Below are 20,876 nucleotides of genomic sequence, written 5' to 3'. Positions count from 1 at the left end.
CTCAGGAAAACGCCCCCACCGCACAGCTTTGCCCGCCATCGACCGGCAAACAGACGCCGGTGATGAACTTAGCCTCATCAGATGCGAGAAAAACGGCGGCGCGGGCAATATCGAAGGCATCGCCCATGCGGCCCACCGGGACAGCCGCATTGCGCGCCGCCACCATCTCCTCGACAGACGCATATTGATTGCTGATCTGCTTGTAGATCAGTGGGGTGTCGATCATTCCCGGAAGAATGCAATTGGCGCGAATGCCCTGCCGGGCATATTGCATGGCCAGCGCCACAGTCGCCTGATTTACAGCTGCCTTCATGGCGTAATAGGCAAAATAGGGATAGCCGGTCCAGCGAATGGAGGCGAGCGACGAGATATTGACGATGGCCCCGCCGCCCTGCGCCAACATCACCGGCAACACAGCCTTGGAGGTGCGATAAACGGAGCCGATATTGAGATCGACCGAGGCGCGAAAGCTTTCCTCATCCAGCTCAACCGGCCCGCCCATATGGGTCACGCCGACATTATTGTGCAGAATATCTATGCCACCAAAGGCCTCGCAGGTGCGGGCAACGGTGGCCGATACGGACTGTAGTTCAGTGACATCGGCGGCAACCGCAATCGCCTCCAAGCCTTCTCCGCGAATGATCTCAGCCGTCTCTTCGGCTGCGTCAGCGGAGAGGTCGACACAGGCTACGCGCGCGCCTTCGCGGGCAAATTGCACGGCCGCAGCCTTGCCGTTGCCAAAACCCGGCCCCGATGATCCTGCGCCAAACACAAGCGCGCGTTTTCCCGTCAGGCGACCTGTCAAAGCAGTCTCCATTCCAATCGTCAGACATAGTCGGGTTGGCCCCGCTACGGGCGGGGCCAGTTACTCAACGGGCCGGTCAGGTCAGGCTTGCACCAACGGCCTTTTCAAGAATGGCCCAGGCTTCATCGCCGTATTTGCCCTTCCACTCGGAATAGAAGCCTGCCTCTTTCAGCGCGGCGCGGAAGAGTGTCGCATCCGTGTCGTTGAAGGTCATGCCCTTGGAAATCAGATCTTCCTTGACCGAGGCATTAAGCTTCGCCACATCGGCGCGTTCATCCTTGCCCGACTGGTTGAGGTTTTTGGCGACGATGGCGCGCAGGTCATCCGGCAAACGCTCCCAGGCGCGCTTGTTGGCCAGGAACCAGAACCCGTCCCACATATGATTGGTGACCGAGCAGAATTTCTGCACTTCGAACAGCTTTGCGGTGGAAATGATCGCCAGCGGATTTTCCTGGCCATCGACCACACCGGTCTGCAGCGCGGTATAGACCTCGGCGAAATTGATCGAGGCAGGGGCCGACTTGAATGCCTTGAACATAGAGGTCCAGAGCGGGCTCACTGGCACGCGGATCTTAAAGCTTTCGAGATCGGCCGGCGTGGCGATGGGCTTGGAAGCGCTGGTGATCTGGCGGAAGCCGTTGTCCCAGATGGTGTCCATGGCAACGAGATTCTGCTTGGCAATTTCGCCACGGACATATTTACCGAGATCGCCATCCATGGCCGCCCATACGGACTCATAGTTCGGGAAGGCGAAACCGATGCCACTGATGGAGGCGTTCGGTACCAGCGTCGACAGGATCAGCGGCGAAAGCGTGAAGAATTCAACGCCTCCAGAGCGCACCTGGCTCAAAACGTCTGTGTCGGCACCCAACTGGCTGCTGGGGAAGATGCTGATATTGACCTGTCCATCGGTCTCCTTGGCGATGCGCTCGGCGGCCTCCTTGGCGCGAATGTTCATCGGGTGCGCCGCAGGCAGATTGTTGGCATATTTATAATTGTATTGAGCAGCGCGGGCGCGCGACACGAAGGCGGTGGCCAGTACGGCGGAACCGGCGCCGGCGAGTATGGTACGTCTGTTGATATTCATTGCTTTCTCCTCCCAAAATAAAGCAGTTATCATTCATCGGCGTGGCGGGCGGACCCGCCACGGTCTCAGAGCAGAATGGTCGAAAATCCGGGGATTGCTGCAATCAGCAGCAGGCCGATGATCATGGCTGCGAGATAGGGCCAGATGGCACCCATGGCTTCGTCCGGCGACACGTTGCCGATCTTGCAGGCGATGTAAAAGCCGATACCGATGGGCGGCGCCATCAGGCCGATATTCATGGCGACCACCACGACCATGGAATAATGAATGTCATTGATGCCAAGCGTGCGGGCGATCGGGAACATGATCGGCGCGAGCAGAACGATTGCTGGCAGTCCTTCCAGGACGCAGCCCAGGATCATGAAAATCAGGATCGACACGACCATATAGGTCATCCAGCCGCCCGGAAGATCGGTAATCATCGCGGTCAGCTGGAAAGCAAAGCCGCTCTGTGTCAGCCCCCAGGCCATGGCCGATGCACAGCCGAGGATCAGCAGGATCGCACCTGAAAGGGCTGCCGTCTCGACCAGCATCGAATAAAGCTTCCTGAGGCTGATGCCGCCATAAAGCACCGCGCCGACGATCATGGCGTAGAGCACGGCAATAGTGGACACTTCGGTTGCCGTGGCGACACCGCCGCCCACCAGGCTGCGGATGAGGAAGGGCAGAACGAGCGCCGGTGCGGCAATCAGGGCTGCCTTGCCGACCTGCGGCCATGGCGTGCGCTTTGCGCCTTCCATGTTTTCATCCCGCGCCTTCCAGCGGGCCAGAACGGCCAGCACCAGAAGCAGTACCATTGCAATCATGAAACCGGAGGTGAAGAGGCCGGCAATAGACACACCTGCAGCCGAACCCAGAACGATCAGCACGATTGAGGGCGGAACCGTATCGGCCATGGCGGCGCCGGTGGCCAGAAGCGCGATCATTTCCTTGGGTTTGTGGCCACGGCGCTTCATTTCCGGAAACAGCGCCGGTGCGACGGTTGCCATATCAGAAACCTTGGAGCCGGAAATGCCGGAGACAAGAAACAGAGAACCGAGCAGAACATAGGACATGCCAGCGCGAATGTGGCCAAACATCGAGGACAGAAGCTCGACAATCGCCTTACCCATGCCGGTTGCGTCGAGCACGCAGCCCAGCAGCACGAAGACTGGCACTGACAACAGAATGATGCCGGACATGCCCTCATCCATGCGCCCGATCATCACAATGGTCGGAACCCAGGTGGTGAAGGTCAGATAGGCGAGGGTTCCAAGGCCGAAGCAGAAGGCAATCGGAACGCCCAGCACCAGAAATAGTGCAACGAACAGGCCGAGGAAGATCGCCAGATTAAAATTGCCGAGGGATTCCAGCATCGGCGATGCCAGATAGAGCAGGCCGGAGGCAACCGCGACCGTTACAAGGGCCCCAATGATATCGCGCAGATTTTCTCGCCGGAAGAGATTGTTGAGCACCAAAAGCAGCATGAGACAGGCGCCGACCGGCAGCGCCGCAGCGCGAAACGACATCGGAATATTCAGCGCCGCTGACGTCACCACCCACTCCTCGATGGCGTATTCCATGGCGGGCTTGATGATTGCCGCAAGAAATGTCGCCACCAGCACCAGTGCCAGGGAATTGATATAGCCCAGAACACGTTGCGGGAACATGTTGAGAAACAGCGTGAGGCGCAGGTGTTCACTGCGATCGATCGCGATTGCCGCGCCCAGCATGGCAAACCACAGAAAGCACAAGGACGCCGTTTCATCGATCCAGACAATCGGCAGATGCAGGGCATAACGTGACGTCACGCCCAGCAGAAGCAGGCCGATCATCACCGCCAGCAGCACCGCCGCCACGGCCTCGATGGGGCGCATGAACCAGGAGCCTGTTACCTGTCCGGTGTGCAACAGTTCGCCATCGAGTACAAATACGTCGTCATTCGCGTTTGCGGTCATGGTCATCGGGGCCTCCTCTCCCACAGAACAACCTTCGCAATGAACATGTCTGCAAAACAGAACGTCCGTGCCACGACCGCGACATCAGGATAGCTGTTGTTGCCAGACAGGCCAGACCCCTCCAAAGGTCTGAATGTATCGGGATATTGCCTCCACAATATGGACCGTTACAAAATCATGTATTCGGGATACACAGGAAAATTCATGAAATCAACAGTAAATAGACGGATTTATGCAGTTAATTTGTCCATCTATAAGGTCCATATAGTGGATCATACTTGATGGCAGCGCTCATTTCTCGTGATCGCCTTGCAGCGCGGCACCTCGTTCAAAGGCCAGTCAATGCAAATCGTGCCTACCGATTAGAGCAGGTCGCCGGACATCCGGGACGCCTGCGTCGCGTTACAGAGAGCCGGAAAACATGTCTGCCTGTCCTTAAACTGGCGAGGGTTGGAAAAGCTGCAAAGTGACGACCGCTGGGCGCAATGGGAAAAATGACGGTGGTGCGGCGGAGCGCTCCCTAAACGGAAATACAGGCGTCGATTATCTATCGAAACCTTCCCTTGCGGTGGTTTCTTGACCTAACGTTATGCGGCAAGAAAATATGTTCTTCGCGACGTCACCGCTTGGAATTCTTCCTGTCAAGCGCGCGGCGAAGCATCGCCCAGCCTTTCCTTGAAGACTGCGGCGGATGCTGAGCGGATTGATCTGATGCGGCAGGTAAGCGGTTGCTGCATGCAGGGGCGCCCCGCCGTACTACGTTCAGACCAGAGCCAGAATCCGGGCCGGACCACCCGTTCCGCCGCGATGTGCAGGCGCACCGACGACGATGGTCGCGCCCTTTACCGGTAAAGCCTCAAGGTTGTTGAGGCCTTCGATGCCGTAGCGCCCTGCCGGGAGCCAGGAATTGTGAACTGCGAAATCGGCAGAGTTGCCAGGATCAAGCGAGAGCGTGTCGACACCGATGGCGACCGTATCGTGTTTGAGCAGAAGGTCGGTTGCCGACTTGCCGAAACCGGGGAAGGCAAATTTTCCGGCGTCGTCATTGCGGAAGGAAGGGCTCTTTACTCTGGTTGCCCAGCCAGAGCGCAGAGCGACGATCGAACCTGCCGGAATGTCGCCATTTGCGGATATCCAGCGCTCGATGTCTTCGGCCTCGATCGTGGAATTGGCATCCTCTTTTGCGCGGTCTGTGATGTCTATGATGACCAGCGGCGCGACAAGTTTTTGCGGTTCCAACTGATCGACACTCGCCCCGTCGGCGCTGAAGTGGAAAGGTGCGTCAATATGCGTTCCTGTATGTTCGTAGATCGTGAGTTTATGGAGCTGATAACCGTCCTTGGCGATCTCAGCTGCCCACTCGTATTCTATGCCCGGCTTGCCATCGAATGTAGGGAATGTGGAATCATATGTATGTGTGAGATCGATGACCTGTCTGGGTGTTTGCGCAAGCACCGGGGCCGCGAGGCTGCCAGCCGTCATCGCCGTTACACCGGCCACGGCGCCCTTGAACAACAAGCGTCGCGACAGCATGTTCTTTTTCACGTTCTCGATCACGCAATGGTTGCACATACCTTAGTCCCTCCAGTGAAAATCCCTGATCGCAACCGTAGCGCAACGATGGAGTGACGCAAGCCATGACCTTCCCTGATTTTTGACCCGTGTTCAGATGGCGGTTTCGGCAGCCCGGCGTCCATAGGCAGTACCCGCTTGCCCACCGGCAGGCCGGTCTCCGATATCGGGAAAGGGTGGTGGACAGATTATCCGCTTGCCGCAGGGCGTTGCGCGACGCGACTGCGTTACTAAGAGGGATGGCAGGAAGAAGTGTTGGCGAAAACGGCCGCGGCGGGGCGCCGAGCCGTTTCCTTGGGTCAGATCGATGAAACCGCGCCCAGAAGTCCCGCAAGCGGCGAGGGCTCGTCGGATGTTGCGTCATATACGCATGGCACTGCAAATATCGCCGCAAACACGATGGCGATGACAAGCGCGCGGGCGGAAACCATCGGCTTAAGCGAGAATGAGCGTAACATCGATGTTCCCCCTGGTTGCCTTCGAATAGGGGCAGATCTGGTGGGCATCTTCTATTATCGTCTGCGCGATGGGACGATCGATACCGGGCAGGCTGACCGACAGGCGAGCCTGCAGAAAGAATTCGCCACCCGTCGTGCCGAGGTCAACCTCCGCATCGACAGTGGTGTCGGCGGGAAGCCGGAGCTGGTGTTTTGCCGCCGCCTTTGTCATGGCGCCGATGAAACATGCCGACCAGCCTGCCGCAAAAAGCTGCTCGGGATTCGTGCCCGGCTTTCCGCTGCCCGGAGGGGAAAGCTTGATGCCAAGCGCGCCATCATCGCTTTGCGCCGATCCGTCGCGCCCACCGGTCGTGTGGGTCTTGCCGGTATAAAGAACAGTCTCGATCTTGGTCATGGGAGGCTCCTTTCATTGTGCCGCTGCTGCGGCGTTTCGTGATAGGAGCTTTGTGACGGATCGGCGTATCCGGCATGTTTCCGGAAACTGCAAAACTGTATCGAAAAGTATCGTTGTTACTGGTCTTCAGACGCCACCTTTTCGATATTTTGGTGGGAGTTCTGCGGTGGGCAGGTTGGCGGCCCGTTTGGGGACCTGCGATGGATTGGCGGCTTGCCGTTTTGTCATGTTATTTTCGCGCATTTTTCAGGTGCTTTGTACAGATAAGAAATGCGCGAAAAAATGACCGGTTGTAAGCGTGTATGAGCTAAGTACAACGTCATCAGGCTCGAAATGCGGCGTTCGGTGGAGCTATGACATAACCTGCATCAAATGCACGTTGGCGGCCGTCTACAGCAGAAGTTGCTTAAAGCACGGCGTTCAGGGGGGGGATGTGTTGTCTCCACGCGGAATGAACATGCATGATGGCCGAAACAAAGGGTGCGAAAAAACAACAGGTAGCCATCAAGATGGCAGATGCCATCTTGATGGCTACCTTCATTTAAGCTATATTCGATCCAGACGAAGGAGCACTCAATGGTAACCCCGCAACTATCTGTCCGCAGTTCCAAAGCGCGCGACCTTGCACACAAGCTCGCCCGCCGAGAAAATCGCACGATTGCCGATATCGTCGAGCGCGCGCTCGAAACATATGAGGCTCGTGAGGCAGGACGTGAACCCGCTGCGAAATTCTATAGTCGTCTTTCATCGCAGTCGGGTACGGATATCGATTTCGACAGTATCATCGATGAAAACAGACGCGCTCACAAAGGCGTCGAGCTTTGATTTTTCTCGACACGAATGTGATGTCGGAGACTTTGAAGAAAGCTCCCGATTCTGCAGTCATAGCATGGCTGGTTCGTCACGACGCCGAATTGGCATTGTCGACGGTTGCAGTTGCCGAGATCGCTTTTGGTATTCAAAAGATCAGGCCGGATCAGCGCGCCGATCGCCTGGAAGAGGGACTTGTGAGCTGGCGTCGCCGGTTCTCCGACAAGATGTTTGCCTTCACGGAAGAAGCAGCATTGGCCTATGGCGATATCATGGGAGAGGCTGCGCGGCAGGGGAGGGGGATGTCGGCTCCGGACGGCATGATCGCGGCGATAGCGCGGATCAATGGTGGCCGGTTGGCGACCCGAAACCTCAAAGATTTCGAGACGACAGGGCTCGAATTGATCTCGCCCTGGCAATTCTAACAGTGAGACCCGATCTACAAAAATCGGGCCGCTCGCCTGCTTCTCCGTGTAGCACTGTTATAATAGCTGGATGCTTGCTGGACGGATCGGTGGCGTGATTGCTCCATGGCTTCTGGCAGGGGAATTCCGCGGTTGGCAGCCTCGGTCAGGCGCACACACCATCTGGCGAAGTGCTTACTTCAGCTAGGGCCCAAGCTGTCGTTATTCCGGAGTCCGAGGTGATCAAATGATAAGGGATACTTATCGTTAATCTGCGTCCCTGTCAGGCAAAAGCCACCTCGGCTGCAAGCCCGCCGCCTTGCCTGTTATAGAGGCGCACCGAGCCGCCGATTGTTCCGGCGAGCTGCTGCGCGATCGCAAGTCCGAGTCCTGTTCCGCCGGTGTCGCGGTTTCTCGATGTTTCAATCCGGAAAAAGGGCTGCATGGCATTTTGCAGCATCTCGTCGGGGATGCCCGGCCCACGATCGAGCACCGTGATGACCACGGTGCCTTCAGTGCGCCGGTCGACGTTGATTTCCGCACTGCCTCCGAATTTGAGCGCGTTATCTATCAAGTTCGTCAGGATTCTTCGCAGGGCATGTGGCTTTGTCGATACTGTGCCGCGCACCATACCGTCAACCGTGACTGCTTTTCCGGTATCCTGATAGTCGTAGGCTATGCTGTCGATGAAAGAGGCCAGATCGATACGTGAGGATTTCTCGCCATTGCCATGAGCGCTGCGTGCATAAGCGATACCATCCTGTACTAGACGTTCGATTTCACGCAGGTCACTGACCAGCTTTTCCTTTTCCGGCGTATCGTCTGCCATGTCGGCCCGCAACCGCATCCGGGTGATGGGCGTCTGCAGGTCGTGCGAAATCGCCGCAAGAATCTGGACCCGCTCCTCGAGATATTGGGCGACGCGATCGCGCATTGCGTTGAAGGCGCGGGCGGCGTGGACAACTTCGCTTGGGCCGCTCTCACTCATCGGCAACCCCTTTTCCCCCGGATCCAACGCTTCGGCTGCCGCAGCCAGCGCGCTGAGCGGTCTGGTCGTCTGTCGCACTGCAAACCAGGTGCACAGAAGTAGAAGCGCCATCTGCGCGGCGAAGACATAAGGCAGCCACTCCGCCAGCGGCATCACGCCGCGCGGTGTCACGTCAATTGTGAGGGGCGAGCCGTCCGATAGCGTCAGATGCGCCTGAAGCCGCTTGCCGTCGCCGGGAATGGACTCGACCTTGACGGGGAAACGGTGTCCTGCGGCCTCCTCGATCCTCTGCGCAATTTCAGCGCCGCGGCCAGACATGTCGGAAACACCTGGAACACCCGGGCCGAGGACGAGCTGATAATTGCTGCGGCTCAGGCGATGGACCCATTGCGCCCGCTCTTCCGCAGGCAGGCGGTCGATTATGGCGATCGATACAGCCAGATCCTGCTCAAGAGTGCCGAGCATGACCGCCTTTGCCGACATATATCGTTCGGCAAAGAGGATGCTGAACGACAGACCGTAGGCAATGGCGAGGCCCGCAAACAGGATGATGAAAAGTCTGGACCGCAACGAGCGCGGCCACCAGCCGGCGAGCAGGCGTGGGCCGTTCATATCCTCGGCTCCGAAATCTCCACGGGCACCGCAAAGACATAGCCTTCCGCCCGCACCGTCTTGATGTAGACGGGTTCGCGCGCGTCATCCCCCAGCCTTTGGCGCACGCGGCTCACGAGAAGATCGATCGATCGGTCGAAAAGTTCGGCATCACGGCCCTGAGTGAGATTTAACAGCTGGTCCCGGTTGAGGACGCGCTGGGGATGATCGATGAAGACCCTAAGGAGCCGGTATTCAGCGCCGCTCAAGGCCACGGTCGTGCCCTCCCTGTCGAGCAGGTGACGGCCCACCGTGTCGAGGCGCCACTCACCAAAGGTCAGGAGCTGCCCGGCCTCGCTGATCTGCAGATTGGGAGGCAGCATCCGCGTGCGGCGCAGTATGGCTTTGATACGCGCAAGAAGTTCGCGGGCAGCGAAGGGCTTCGACAGATAGTCGTCGGCGCCCATTTCGAGCCCGATAATGCGATCCATCTCGTCATCCCGGGCGGTCAGCATCAGCACCGGCGTGGCTTTGTGTTTCCCCGCCCGCAACTCGCGGCATAGAACTAGCCCGTCATCGCCAGGCATCATCACGTCGAGCACGATGAGATCGACGGTATTGCCGTCGAGAAAACTTCTCATCTGCCGTCCATCGGCCGCCACGCTCGTACGCAGGCCGTTCTTCTTCAGGTAGCTGGAGACCAGCTCCCGGATTTCCCTGTCGTCGTCCACGACGAGAATATGGTCGATATGGTCCATTGGATGCCTTCGTCGTCCGGACGGTTCGAGTGGCCCGCTACCGCGCGCCCCGCTGTCACATGCAGTAAGACAACGGTTCGCGGGCTTCGGCAAGTTTAAAGCTTTGCGACGTCCAGAACAGCCCTGGCAAAAGCCTCTGGCGCTTCCTGCGGAAGGTTGTGGCCTATGCCACCGCTGATGTTGCGGTGCTGGTATTTGCCGGAAAACTTTGATGCATAGGCGGAAGGGTCCGGATGCGGAGCACCGTTGGCGTCGCCTTCCAATGTTATCGTCGGCACGGTGATGACGGGAAGTTTTGCAAGCTGGCGCTCGTAATTATCGTACTTGGCTTCCCCGTCTGCCAGTGCCAACCGCCAGCGGTAGTTATGGATGGTGATGGCCACATGGTCGGGATTGTCGAATGCGGGGGCCGAACGATTGAAGGTCTCGTTACTGAATTTCCAGGTCGGAGATGCCGTCTGCCAGATCAGGCGCACGAAGTCGCGGGTGTTCGCTGCGTAGCCCGCACGGCCGCGTTCCGTCGCGAAATAGAACTGATACCACCACGAAAGTTCCGCCTTGGGCGGAAGTGGCTTTCTATTGATTTCCTGACTGCCGATGAGATAGCCGCTGACCGATACGAGCCCGGTGCAACGCTCGGGCCAGAGTGCGGCCATGATGTCGGCGGTGCGAGCGCCCCAGTCATAACCTGCCACGACGGCCTGTTTGACGCCGAGTGCGTCGAGAAAGGCAATCATGTCGACCGCAAGCGCCGCCTGCTGTCCGTTGCGTGCCGTGTCGTCCGAGAGAAAACGGGTCGTGCCATATCCGCGCAGATAGGGGATGAGTACCCGATATCCAGCCGATGCAAGGATGGGTGCGACATCAACATAGCTGTAGATGTCATAAGGCCATCCGTGCAACAGCAGCACGACTGGGCCGTCTGCGGGGCCGGCTTCTGCGTAACCGACGCTGAGTACACCCGCTTCAACCTGCTTAAGGGCGCCAAAGGAGGTCGCTCCGTCGCGTCCGGTTGACGGTTGAGGCGCAGGCGCTTCGCCCTTAGCATGAGCAAGGCCTGTGGCCCCGAATTCGACGGCGGCAACCGTCATTGCGGCAATGCCGAAGAAGCGGCGGCGTTGGAAATTGATCTCGGAAGTCATTTGCTATCTCTCCTGTCCGTGTTGGATGCCGGACAGGTAGCGGGGTGCGTGTATCCTCGATGTGTCCAAAGGGAGGCGAATGTGAATGGTTTTGTAGCAGGGCGCATTCCGGATACAGACTGATACATTTGGCTCGCCCTTCCAACGCAAACAGCCGCCCCGTTGTCTAGGGCGGCTGCATTTGATCTTACCGAGGTGCGCTTACTTTGAGGATTGCCGGGCGGCCTGTTCGATGACGTCTGCAACCTTATCGGGCTGGGAGGCGAAGACCGCATGGCTTGCCGCAATCTCGGTCACCGCGCTGCCAGCGCGCTTGGCCATGTCGCGCTCGAGATCGGGGTTGATCGACCTATCCTGCGTTGCGACGATCGACCAGCTTTTTTTGGTTTCCCAGGCGGGTTCGCCGGCCTTGGCGGCAAAGGCGGCCTTGGCGGCGAAGACCTGACTTCTTGCCATGAAGGTTGCGTCCTCATGCGGCAGATCGCCGGCGAAATCTTGTCCAAAGACGGCCGGATCGAGATAAAGGAACGCGCCATCCTTCGTCGGCTTGATGCCGTTGCCGGCCGGCGGTTTGGAGCCGGCGAGGTCGAGAAGGCTCTCTCCCTTCTTCGGCTGGAAGGCGGCGACATAGACCAGCCCGGCCACATCCGGCCGGTTACCGGCTTCCGAAATCACCATGCCGCCGTAGCTGTGCCCGACGAGCAGGCTGGGGCCCTGCTGGAGATCGAGGACACGGTTGGTGGCCGCTACATCATCGGCAAGCGAGGTGATTGGCTCCTGCACGATCGTGACGTTGAAACCGCGGCTTTGAAGGATCTCTGTCGCGCGGCGCCAGGCCGAGCCATCGGCCAGCGCGCCATGGACTATGACGATATTCTTCACCTCCGCCGCATGTGCGGCAAAAGCGATCAGTGCGGTTGCGATGGCAATCGCGAATTTTGGCATGAGACGACGGTGCATCATGTTTTTCCTTTGGTTTAATGTGAAAGGGAAGGAAAATGCAGATTCAGCCAAACGTGAAGGCATAGGCCTGCACGCCGGGGTCGAGGAAGCGGATGGCAAAGGTTCTCGCTTCGACGGTGCCGGACTGGCGGACGAGCTGGTAAAGACGGGTTGAGGTAACAACGCCGTTGCCCTCGGCGTCCGTGTCGATGCCGTGATCTGCGCGCGGCGGATGCCCGTCGATGGTGACCTGGAAACGAACCGGTTTTCCGGCGCTTGCCGGCCCAAGGACCAGATGCAGGTCACGGGCGCTGAAGCGGTAGGTTATGCCGCCATCAGCCGCATCAAGTGTGGCCGCCTCCGCGCCAACCGTCCAGGTACCGGAAAGTCCCCATTCGTTGAGAGAAGGCGTCGTGACGGAGTAGTCGCGCGGCGTGTCCGCGCGCACCGCCTCGTTAGATGCAAAATTCTCAGCCTGTCGGTAGCCGATATAGGTTTCGCCGGAGCGCATGTGCCCGATATCCGCACCGGCTTCAGCCCCTGTCGTCTCCGGACTCACCGGTGCACTGGAGGAAGCGCTACTACCGGCTTCACGCAGCAGGTCCTGGATCGCCTCTTCGGTCTGCCGGTAGTTGCCCTCGCCGAAATGGTGGTAGCGGATCTGGCCCTTGGCATCGATCAGGTAATGCGCCGGCCAATAGCTGTTATCAAAGGCGCGCCAGATCTTGTAATCATTATCGATCGCCACCGGGTAATCGATCTTGAAGCCGGCGACGGCCTGCCTGACATTGTCGATCTTCTTTTCAAAGGCGAATTCGGGTGCGTGGACACCGATGACGACGAGGCCCTGATCGCGGTATTTGTCTGCCCACGCCCGCACATAGGGAATGGTGCGGATGCAGTTGATGCAGGAATAGGTCCAGAAGTCGATGAGGACGACCTTGCCACGCAATTGTTCGCGCGTGAGCGGCGGGGAATTGAGCCACTCGTTGGCGCCATCGAGGGATGGAGCCTTGCCCTCAACCGGCAGCTCCGACCGGGCCGCAGCAGCGCTGGCGCTGGCGCCCGCCGCTTCAGGCGCTTTGGCGGTGTGGAGCCGATCGAGCACCTGCTGTTCGAAGGATGCCGTGCTCGCATAGGAAATCTGCGACAGGAAACCTGTATCCAGACCGAGCGCGATGACCGTGACGCCGGCAAGCACCGCCGCGCCAAGCGCCTGGCGGATCCGCTCGCTAAAACCCAGAGACCGCTTCATACCCGCAAATACCCGGCCGCCGATGAGGATGGCAACGGCAAGGGATGTCGCTGCCCCGGCGGCATAGGCGGCAAGCAGCAGGCTCGTTTCCAGATTGGCCCCCTTCAGGGCCGCCCCCGTCAGGACAAGCCCGAGGATTGGTCCCGCGCAGGGTGCCCACAAAAGGCCGGTGGCGATGCCGAGTATCAGCGAGCCCGCAATCGTCGGTACTGACCCGGGCTTGCCGGCGGCATTGGCGAGCCGGTTACCGAGTTCAACGACCGGGCGGGTGATGATGCTGGCCGCGCGTGGAGAAATCAGGCCGACGCCGAAGACCGCAAGCAGCGCAAGAGCCGCGAGCCGGCCATATTCATTGGCGCTGATTGCCCAGCTGCCGCCCACCGCCGCCAGCGTCGCGACGGCGCAAAAGGTTGCCGCCATTCCCGTAAGCAGGGGCAGCGTGCTGCGCAGGAACGGTTGTCCCGCCCGCGCAAAAACGAAGGGAAGGATGGGCAGGATACAGGGGCTGAGAATTGTCAGCGCCCCTCCGAGATAGGCAATGATCAGAAACGTCATCATCGTGTCCTTTCAGGCTGGGGTTCGCGGCTCCGGGCGGCGAAGGCGACCCGGCGATGGCACCAATTTCCCGGCGTCACGTATCCCCGATGTGTCGGGGCTTCGGTGAATTTGTAATCGAGTGTAGAGGCCGCCTTTCCGCGAACAGTCGCGAAAGCGAAATCGCCGGAGCCCCGGCATCGGTTACTGTACATATCGCGTAAAGACGAAATCATGGTCCTTGACGTTGCCCTCGTGGCAGGAGAGGCACGTCTCATGCTGGGCGGCATCCACCGGCTTGCCGTTGGCAAACCGCCCGAAGCCCCAGCCGTGGCTGGCGGCATATTTCATGGAGTCTTTCACCATCACCTGCACAGTGGTCGCCGCGCCCGGAACCGTGGCCGGCGGAAACTCCGTGGATTGCTGCCGCTTATAGGCGAGCTTCACCAGTATCGAGCCGTCGGGGAAGGGCAGGGTTCCGCTCTTGTAGGCGTCGACGGCGATATCGTTTGCCAGAACAGCGCGAAGCTCGTCCAGCGGCGGCGCTTCCTGCGCGGGCGCGATGAACTTCCAGTCACGATATCCTTCAGGAAGCGTGACACCATAGATGGGAGAAGCAAGTTCCGGCGGCGTGTCCGCTGAGCTCGAATAAACGGTTCCAAAACCTGCTGCCGCACCCGATAGGGCGACGGCGAAGAAAATCTGCCTCTTCATGGAAAATCCTGCCTGATCCGAAATAGATCAGGCCATGATCTTCCCTGCAGGTATCCGGCATGTTTCCTGAAACCCGCATTTATGTATCAGATCGTAGCAGTGCGCAGTGCCCCCGGAGGCATGTCACGCTCAAAGGCCCGCGAGCACGCTCACGTCATCGTCTTTTGGAGACTCCATCGCGACCCTTATCGCCTTCTGGATCTCGTCCTCTATTGCCTTCCTTTCGTCGGGCGGCATGGCGGCGAGGTCGCCTTCGGACAATCCCCGCGCCTCCTGATATTGGGCCCGGATTTTCTCGCCAAGGCTCATATTTGCCCAGCGGCTAAGCTCGGCCTCATCGGAGCCTGTTCCGCCGCCCTCAAGCGGGGTCTCTTCTATTCCGCCCTCTTGCCCCCGGAGTGACCAGAGTGCGTTGGCAAGATTGGAGGAGAGCGAAGGCGCGGCGCCCCCTCCGATCAACGATGCCGACCGCTCGGGTGTGGGATCGGGCACTGCCTGGGAAACGTCCTGTGGCCGTGGGCGTATGTAAAGCGAAGCGGTGGAGCCAATTCGATCGATTGCAGACATGGTATATCTCCTTCGGTCGCAATCTGGTTCGGGTGGCTTGTGTCTGGCTGGTCATGCTGCTTGCCTGCGTTCGGCGACCTCTCTTTGGCGACCACGAGCACATTTCTTTCGTCACCTCGCCGGTGGAATTGCGCAAAATCATTCCGAAGCAACGAGAAGTCGTGAAACTTTTCGGAGCGCGGCGAGTTTGGTGAAGGAGCAATCAGCTCGCATGTCTCACTGCATATAATCGCCGCTACGCGGAGGATTGATCGTCCATTCGGAGGAGATCGCATGAATTCCATCATCTATCTAGTCGGCCTCGTCGTCGTTGTCCTGTTCATCCTCTCATTGTTGGGGCTACGCTGATGGTTGATCCAACGGGTATCGAAACGAATCCAAACCGCAGCTATGTGGATTGGCCCGCGATTTTCGCCGGTGCCGTCATTTCCTCGGGCGCCATGGCCATTCTCACCGCATTTGCGGGCGGCCTGGGCCTGAGTTCAATCTCGGCGGACAATGGCGGCGAGGTCAGCACAGTCTGGCTCATCATAACCGCGCTCTTCGTCATCATTTCCATGGTCGGCTCCTACATGCTGGGTGGCTATATTGCCGGCCGCATGCGTCGGCCTGCCGGCGCTGCCGACAGGAACGAATTGACCGTCCGCGATGGTGTGAATGGCTTGGTCGTATGGGGTCTCGGCACGGTCGTCTCGGCGTTTCTAGCGCTCGGCGTTCTGTCCGGTGGCGCCAAGGCTGTCGGCAGCGTGGCGCAGACCGCGGTTGAGGCAACGGGTTCCGCAGTCGGTGGCGCCGTTCAGGGTGCTGGCCAACTTGCGGGCGGCATCATTTCCGGCGCTGGTAGTGCAGCAGGTGGTCTGGCGCAAGGCGCCGGTCAAGCTGCAGCGCCCAGCATCGAGCAAATGCTTCCGCAGGGCCTGAAAGCCAATCCAATCGACTATTTCACGGATAGTCTTTTGAGAACCGATGCGCCCGCCGCCCCTCTTACGGGTGACCAGAGCGCCGGCGACTATCAGCGCCAGATCAGCGGCATCCTCGGCAATCTTCTTGCAACCGGTGAGATATCTGATGCCGATAAGACATGGCTTGCCAACCAGGTCGCTGCCCGCACAAACATCAGCCAGACGGATGCGCAAACGCGCGTAAACCAGACGGTAGAACGCGTGCAGGCCGTCAGGGCGGAAGCGCAGAAGAAGGTCGATGAAGCGCAGAAGCAGGTCGAAGCCCTTAAGGCTGAGGCGCAGAAGGCGTTGGACGATGCCAAGGCCAAAGCCGCGGATGCCGCAGAAAAAGCGCGCGTCGCAGGCATTCTGACCGCGTTCCTGCTGGCTGCTTCCGCACTCGTTTCCGCTGCCGCTGCTTATATCGGTGCAGTACACGGCGGCCGCCACAGAGACGAAGGCCGTATCTGGGGTGGTCTTTCCTACCGCAAGTAATCAGAGCGACGGCAAGAAAAATCGTCTTTTCACAAATGTCCCGCCCGGACCAAATTCCGGGCGGGACTTTCGTTTTAGGCATCTGCCGTCACGGACAGGGTCAATCGCGACGCTGCAGCAAGGCAAGTGCGACCGTGGATGCAGCCAGGATCGCGGTCAGCGCCAGCGGCGCAGTGGCACCGTAGGAATCCACGATGTATCCGCCGACAACCGCCCCGATACTGATGGCCACCTGGAAAGAAACAACCATCAGGCTGCCTGCCGCCTCCAGCGCATCGGGTGCGCCGCGGGAAAGGTTGGTCGGCAGCACCACGGGCGCCATGCCAAAGGCAAGACCCCAGAGCGCGACGAGCGCGAATGCGGCGCTGCTATGAACACCCCATAGGACGAGGGCGATTGTTGCAAATGCCATCAGGGCGGCGGTAACGATGAGCGCGAGGCGGATACTGGTGTCAGCCATCCGGCCCCCCAGCACATTGCCGATCACCGAAGCGACGCCAAAGCCGAGCAGGGCAAGAGCAATCGGCGTGGTCTCAAGCAGCGTCACCTGTTCGAGGAAGGGACGCACATAGACCGAACCGGCAAAATGCCCCGTCATCAGCAACAGAATTGCCAGCATCCCCAGCTGAACGCTGCGCCGCCGCGTCAGCCGGAAAACATCGGAAAGACTGTTGCTTGTACTCGCTGGCAGCGAGGGCAGGCTGAATATTTGGAGCAGCATGGCAATAATCGCAAGCCCCGCCGTCATCGACATGGCAATGCGCCATCCCACCCAGTCGCTGATCAAGGCGCCCATGGAGGGAGCCGCAATGGTGGCGAGCGAAACGCCGAGTGTGACGATAGCCATGCCGCGCCCGGTCGAATTCGCGCCAACGAGCCGCGCCACGACAGCAACCGAAAGCGCCCAGAAGCCGCTGAGCGCAATACCCAGTCCGGCCCGGCCGACCAGCAATAGCCAGAAATCGGCAGCAACTGATGCGAGAATGTTGGAGCCAATCGCCAGCGCGCTAAGACCGACAAGCACAGTCTTGCGGTTTAGTTTGCCGATGAGAACATTGCTCAGCAAAGCCGTTACAGCGCCCACGGAGGCTGTAGCCGTGACAACCTGTCCGGCCGTGCCCTCGGTAATACCGAGATCGCGCGCCATGGGCGTCAACAATCCCGCGGGCAGAAACTCGGCCGATACCAGCGCAAAGCTGGTGGCCGCCATCGAAAGAACCGCAAACCAGGTTGCGGCGGTCCATGCGGGTTCCTCTGCGGCCTCCAGGCCAATTGTTGACCCATCAAATTCTGATGTCGTGTCCGTCATGGTGTCTCTCCTTGCGTTGGGAGAGTTTTAGACGATTTTTTTCGGATGATATGTATCTAAAAATCCGAATTTCATACCTATTCCTCCGAATTTTGTGCGTTGCACAATCTTTCTTGCGCACTGTGCGGGCCGGATTATCCCACGTATCCGTGCCATCCTTCTTTGCGTTGCGATCCCAGGGGAACCACCGCTTGATGCGACCATATTGATCCGGATGGATTTCTTCGCCCGCAGGGCCAGCGCCGATTGCCACCTGCGCGTCCTCAACGCGCGGGCGTTTGGATGACCGGAATCCCGTTCGTAAGGCTTGCTTAAGTATAGATTAATATAAATGATGAATATATCTATATTGCTTTACTGCGAATCAAGCGATTCTACTGATGTTAAGGGGTAATTATCGTTGGTATTTATACCAACTGCCAACCATATCCACTGACGAACAGTAAAAGACATATAGCATTCGTTTAACAAATCATTTACTATGATTTCAATGGTTTACGATCTCGCCAAATTTCCCATCTCCCCCCTGCTGAAACCGCTCAGCGATGCCACGGCAGCATTTTGTCGTCTCGATGAGCGCATTGCCCGCTCCACCGTTGGCGCAGGCTGGTGTGAACGCCGGAATTTTAGTGACGCCTGTGCCTCGCTATGGATCGATGGCGAACTGGTGCATCTTGAAGACCTGGTGCTGCACGACGCCACCCGTGATGTCCGCGCGCCGACCCATGAACTGACCATCGCCCGCGACGTTCTGAAAACCCGCCGGCGCATCGTTGCACAACCATCAGATTGGGCACTGTCGCCAGACGGTATTCGTAGCTTACGCCAGGACCGAACCGAGCAGGCGTGGTCTGTAGCATCGTCGGGCAAAGCAGGAACGGGCGTGACAAGTGAGATCGTGGATGACGATCGCAACGATGCAGGGCAGGGGGCGTCTGAAGACGATGATCCAGATCTGCTGGATGAGTTCGCTGAAATTGATGCGCTACTCGCCCGATCCGAGGCCGCCATCGCGCAAGCAAGGAAGCCAGGCCGGGCTCCGGCCGACCCGCTGGTTTACGATCTCGACTGGGATGAAGATGCCCGGCTGGATGAATGGCGCACCGTGCAGCGGCAGGCCAGAGATTTGCCGGCGATGCTGCAGGCGATTGTCGTGCTTGACGCCTGGTACAGTCTCGATGTGTTGCAACACGCGCCATGGTTGGGGCGGTTGCTGTCGGCCTCGCTTTTGCGCCAAGCCGGCATCACCACGCAAAATCACCTCGCCGCCATCAACACCGGTGGACTCGTCACCGAACTGGATAGCGTCGCCACCGATGGCGACTCGGGTGCGCGGGATAGCGGACGGGGAATCCTTTCCGACATACCCTTCGTTCAACCCACGCCCCTGTTTGCACCGAAATGTAGGGTCGCAGCGCTGGCAGGGATTAATTTATTGGCCGAAGCGTAGTGAAATTGTGTCTTCTCGATCTTATATTGGGTGTCCCCCCGCTGGAGGTACGCGATGGAAATTCAGTCAGGAAAGCACGCTGGAAGAAGCTACGAATATATGGTCCTTAACCACCCTGATTTTGTCCAGTGGGCGCTCGGGCATGGGTCTGAAAAGATGAAGGGCGAGTTTAAGCGACTTATCGGCATCTTCGACCGCCGACCGATTGAACATAAGTGCCATAGCTGCGCAAATACTGCGACGAGAGCCAGCATGTATACGGGTGCGGACGGCGTGATGTTCTGGTGCGACGGCTGCAACGAGTATGGTAGTGGCGCGAATAGGGGCAAACTTCGGATAGTCAAGACATATGGCGAGGTGGTCCATATGATTGACAACTACGCCGCTGGGAACAAGAAATTCAAGTTCCAAACGATCCGCGAGCTTGCCAGAGGCAAGGGCCTTCCTCAACGTGTATCAGCCTCCCAAGCAGTTTCCTTCTTTACCTCGTAACGGTACAGCCCACGCGTCTAATGAGCCCGGCCACGGCGGCGGCGTCCATCACTGAGCCTAACGCCGCGGGCGGCGCGGCGGATCGTCTTGGAGCTCGACTTTCTCGAGATGACGGGGAGGGGAGGTTTTGGGCGTGGGGAACATTGTGAATCGTGAGCGAGATCGCCTTGCAAGTAACCGCGTTCTCCTCTCTCCAATCGCCGGACGTTGCCCTTGGCGACCGAATGCGGTCAGTGTAGCTTGGGCCTACGTTGGTGGAAGAGTGATGATCCAGGAGCTCACGCAGGAGAGCGTATTATTTTCGAGGTAGCATGGCTGATGAACCCAAGCCAACACGGGAAAGCGTCCTCCGTGTTGCTGCGGAATACGACAGGATTGGCGCAAAGCAATTCCTCGACAAGTATGAAAAAGGCGCGCCGCCCGAACGATGGCTTGTGCGGATCAACGGCAACCTCTACCCGATGAAAGCCATATCGGTGGCAGCACATACGCCTCCGGCCAACCCGAGCGGTATGGACTATCGCAACGGCATCCGACGACTGCGTGAGGTCGGGTTTATCGATATCGTTGCAGTCGGAGAAGAGGATCGACCTCCGATCCTTCGACCGACCAGAGCGACGGTGCTGCGGGCGATGCGGGAATTTCGCGAGATTGGGACAGCGAGGTTTCTAACTAAATACACCGAGGGCAACCCGCCTAAAAGCAGGTACGTCAACGAGGGCGGTATCCACTATCCGCTGAAGGCCCTATATGCGGCTGCGCACACTCCGTACGCGCGGCACAGGCACTTCAGCTATAGGGACGCAGAGAAAGAGATTACCTCTCTCGAATTTACTGTGGTGGGATTACGCGTGAGGCCAGACGCTGTGTCACCGATAGTATCGCCGGAGCTCTCGGTTCAGGAAGGCAAGCGCGTTATTAAAGAGGTGAAAACGCTCGTTCGTCACCGCGGAATCGTCGAGCTGGCAAAAGGGACAGCCAAACCTCTGATTTGCGAGGCGTGCGGCTTCGATTTCGAAAAGGTGTATGGCTCCCACGGAAGAGGGTTTATTGAGGCTCACCACATCAACCCGCTCAACGAGCGTGAAGGTGACAATCGACCTACGGGCGTTCAGGATTTCGCCATGCTTTGCGCGAACTGCCACCGGATGGCGCACTATGGTCCGAAATGCCTGACCGTCGCCGAGCTGAAGACACTAATCGATACCCAGTCATAAAAGTGGGTAGGTCA

The 20,876-nt window shown here is 58.8% G+C and carries 20 protein-coding genes and 1 pseudogene; 6 read left to right on the top strand and 15 right to left on the bottom strand.

All coding sequences use genetic code 11. From position 1 onward, the window contains the following. Position 1: 1 nt before the first annotated feature. From F617_RS0118830 to F617_RS0118805, 6 genes are all read right to left on the bottom strand, one after another. The gene (locus F617_RS0118830) at positions 2 to 805 is read right to left on the bottom strand and encodes an SDR family NAD(P)-dependent oxidoreductase (RefSeq protein ID WP_026330943.1); all 804 of its coding nucleotides are present in this window, start codon (positions 803 to 805) and stop codon (positions 2 to 4) included. Positions 806 to 881: 76 nt separating this feature from the next. Beyond that, on the bottom strand, positions 882 to 1,892 hold the full coding sequence (locus F617_RS0118825; protein WP_003517515.1) for a TRAP transporter substrate-binding protein: 1,011 nt from the start codon (positions 1,890 to 1,892) through the stop codon (positions 882 to 884). A 65-nt stretch (positions 1,893 to 1,957) separates the two neighbouring features. After that, the gene (locus F617_RS0118820; RefSeq protein WP_019566321.1) at positions 1,958 to 3,835 is read right to left on the bottom strand and encodes a TRAP transporter large permease subunit; all 1,878 of its coding nucleotides are present in this window, start codon (positions 3,833 to 3,835) and stop codon (positions 1,958 to 1,960) included. A gap of 756 nt (positions 3,836 to 4,591) precedes the next feature. After that, on the bottom strand, positions 4,592 to 5,401 hold the full coding sequence (locus tag F617_RS0118815; RefSeq protein WP_019566320.1) for a cyclase family protein: 810 nt from the start codon (positions 5,399 to 5,401) through the stop codon (positions 4,592 to 4,594). Between the two features lie 299 nt (positions 5,402 to 5,700). After that, positions 5,701 to 5,859, bottom strand: a complete 159-nt coding sequence (locus F617_RS28435) for a hypothetical protein (RefSeq protein WP_155846277.1) — start codon at positions 5,857 to 5,859, stop codon at positions 5,701 to 5,703. Then, on the bottom strand, positions 5,837 to 6,253 hold the full coding sequence (locus tag F617_RS0118805; protein ID WP_019566319.1) for an organic hydroperoxide resistance protein: 417 nt from the start codon (positions 6,251 to 6,253) through the stop codon (positions 5,837 to 5,839). The genes F617_RS28435 and F617_RS0118805 overlap by 23 nt, the downstream gene beginning before the upstream one ends. 576 nt (positions 6,254 to 6,829) lie before the next feature. On the opposite strand from F617_RS0118805, the gene F617_RS0118795 reads away from it, so the two are divergent. Continuing rightward, positions 6,830 to 7,078, top strand: a complete 249-nt coding sequence (locus tag F617_RS0118795; protein ID WP_006313527.1) for a type II toxin-antitoxin system VapB family antitoxin — start codon at positions 6,830 to 6,832, stop codon at positions 7,076 to 7,078. Next, entirely contained in the window at positions 7,075 to 7,488 is a 414-nt protein-coding gene (locus tag F617_RS0118790; RefSeq protein WP_019566318.1) for a type II toxin-antitoxin system VapC family toxin, read from the top strand. The genes F617_RS0118795 and F617_RS0118790 overlap by 4 nt, the downstream gene beginning before the upstream one ends. A 14-nt stretch (positions 7,489 to 7,502) precedes the next feature. On the opposite strand, the pseudogene F617_RS28905 reads toward F617_RS0118790, so the two are convergent. From F617_RS28905 to F617_RS0118755, 8 genes and pseudogenes are all read right to left on the bottom strand, one after another. Next, positions 7,503 to 7,637: pseudogene (locus tag F617_RS28905) on the bottom strand (integrase); the annotation flags it as partial. Positions 7,638 to 7,750: 113 nt separating this feature from the next. Next, a complete protein-coding gene (locus F617_RS0118785; protein WP_019566317.1) occupies positions 7,751 to 9,067 on the bottom strand; it encodes an ATP-binding protein in 1,317 nt (438 codons plus the stop codon). Beyond that, the gene (locus tag F617_RS0118780; protein WP_003508322.1) at positions 9,064 to 9,804 is read right to left on the bottom strand and encodes a response regulator; all 741 of its coding nucleotides are present in this window, start codon (positions 9,802 to 9,804) and stop codon (positions 9,064 to 9,066) included. The genes F617_RS0118785 and F617_RS0118780 overlap by 4 nt, the downstream gene beginning before the upstream one ends. 95 nt (positions 9,805 to 9,899) lie before the next feature. Beyond that, positions 9,900 to 10,946, bottom strand: coding sequence for an alpha/beta fold hydrolase (locus F617_RS0118775; RefSeq protein ID WP_019566316.1), 1,047 nt, complete (start codon positions 10,944 to 10,946; stop codon positions 9,900 to 9,902). 201 nt (positions 10,947 to 11,147) lie between these two features. Then, complete coding sequence (locus F617_RS0118770; RefSeq protein WP_019566315.1) at positions 11,148 to 11,906, bottom strand: alpha/beta hydrolase; 759 nt, start codon at positions 11,904 to 11,906, stop codon at positions 11,148 to 11,150. Between the two features lie 46 nt (positions 11,907 to 11,952). Next, positions 11,953 to 13,698, bottom strand: coding sequence for a cytochrome c biogenesis protein DipZ (locus tag F617_RS0118765; protein WP_034502378.1), 1,746 nt, complete (start codon positions 13,696 to 13,698; stop codon positions 11,953 to 11,955). A 183-nt stretch (positions 13,699 to 13,881) separates the two neighbouring features. Beyond that, on the bottom strand, positions 13,882 to 14,391 hold the full coding sequence (locus F617_RS0118760) for a cytochrome P460 family protein (protein ID WP_019566313.1): 510 nt from the start codon (positions 14,389 to 14,391) through the stop codon (positions 13,882 to 13,884). A gap of 129 nt (positions 14,392 to 14,520) precedes the next feature. After that, the gene (locus F617_RS0118755; protein WP_019566312.1) at positions 14,521 to 14,958 is read right to left on the bottom strand and encodes a hypothetical protein; all 438 of its coding nucleotides are present in this window, start codon (positions 14,956 to 14,958) and stop codon (positions 14,521 to 14,523) included. A gap of 347 nt (positions 14,959 to 15,305) precedes the next feature. On the opposite strand from F617_RS0118755, the gene F617_RS0118750 reads away from it, so the two are divergent. Continuing rightward, positions 15,306 to 16,394: a hypothetical protein gene (locus F617_RS0118750; RefSeq protein WP_019566311.1), complete on the top strand. Its 1,089-nt coding sequence runs from the start codon at positions 15,306 to 15,308 to the stop codon at positions 16,392 to 16,394. A gap of 100 nt (positions 16,395 to 16,494) precedes the next feature. Here the strand turns inward: F617_RS0118750 and F617_RS0118745 are convergent, their stop codons facing one another. Further along, complete coding sequence (locus F617_RS0118745; RefSeq protein ID WP_019566310.1) at positions 16,495 to 17,703, bottom strand: MFS transporter; 1,209 nt, start codon at positions 17,701 to 17,703, stop codon at positions 16,495 to 16,497. A 481-nt stretch (positions 17,704 to 18,184) separates the two neighbouring features. On the opposite strand from F617_RS0118745, the gene F617_RS0118740 reads away from it, so the two are divergent. The 3 genes from F617_RS0118740 to F617_RS0118730 all read left to right on the top strand — a co-directional run bounded on the left by F617_RS0118740 (position 18,185) and on the right by F617_RS0118730 (position 20,862). Next, a complete protein-coding gene (locus F617_RS0118740) occupies positions 18,185 to 19,153 on the top strand; it encodes an RHE_PE00001 family protein (RefSeq protein ID WP_019566309.1) in 969 nt (322 codons plus the stop codon). A 54-nt stretch (positions 19,154 to 19,207) separates the two neighbouring features. Continuing rightward, on the top strand, positions 19,208 to 19,645 hold the full coding sequence (locus F617_RS0118735) for a hypothetical protein (RefSeq protein ID WP_026330942.1): 438 nt from the start codon (positions 19,208 to 19,210) through the stop codon (positions 19,643 to 19,645). 311 nt (positions 19,646 to 19,956) lie between these two features. Further along, positions 19,957 to 20,862, top strand: a complete 906-nt coding sequence (locus F617_RS0118730; RefSeq protein WP_019566307.1) for an HNH endonuclease — start codon at positions 19,957 to 19,959, stop codon at positions 20,860 to 20,862. Positions 20,863 to 20,876 lie beyond the last annotated feature (14 nt).

Origin of the sequence: Agrobacterium sp. 10MFCol1.1, assembly GCF_000381165.1 — a bacterium.
GTDB classification, from domain to species: domain Bacteria; phylum Pseudomonadota; class Alphaproteobacteria; order Rhizobiales; family Rhizobiaceae; genus Agrobacterium; species Agrobacterium tumefaciens.
This window is presented reverse-complemented; position numbering and strand designations above follow the sequence as displayed.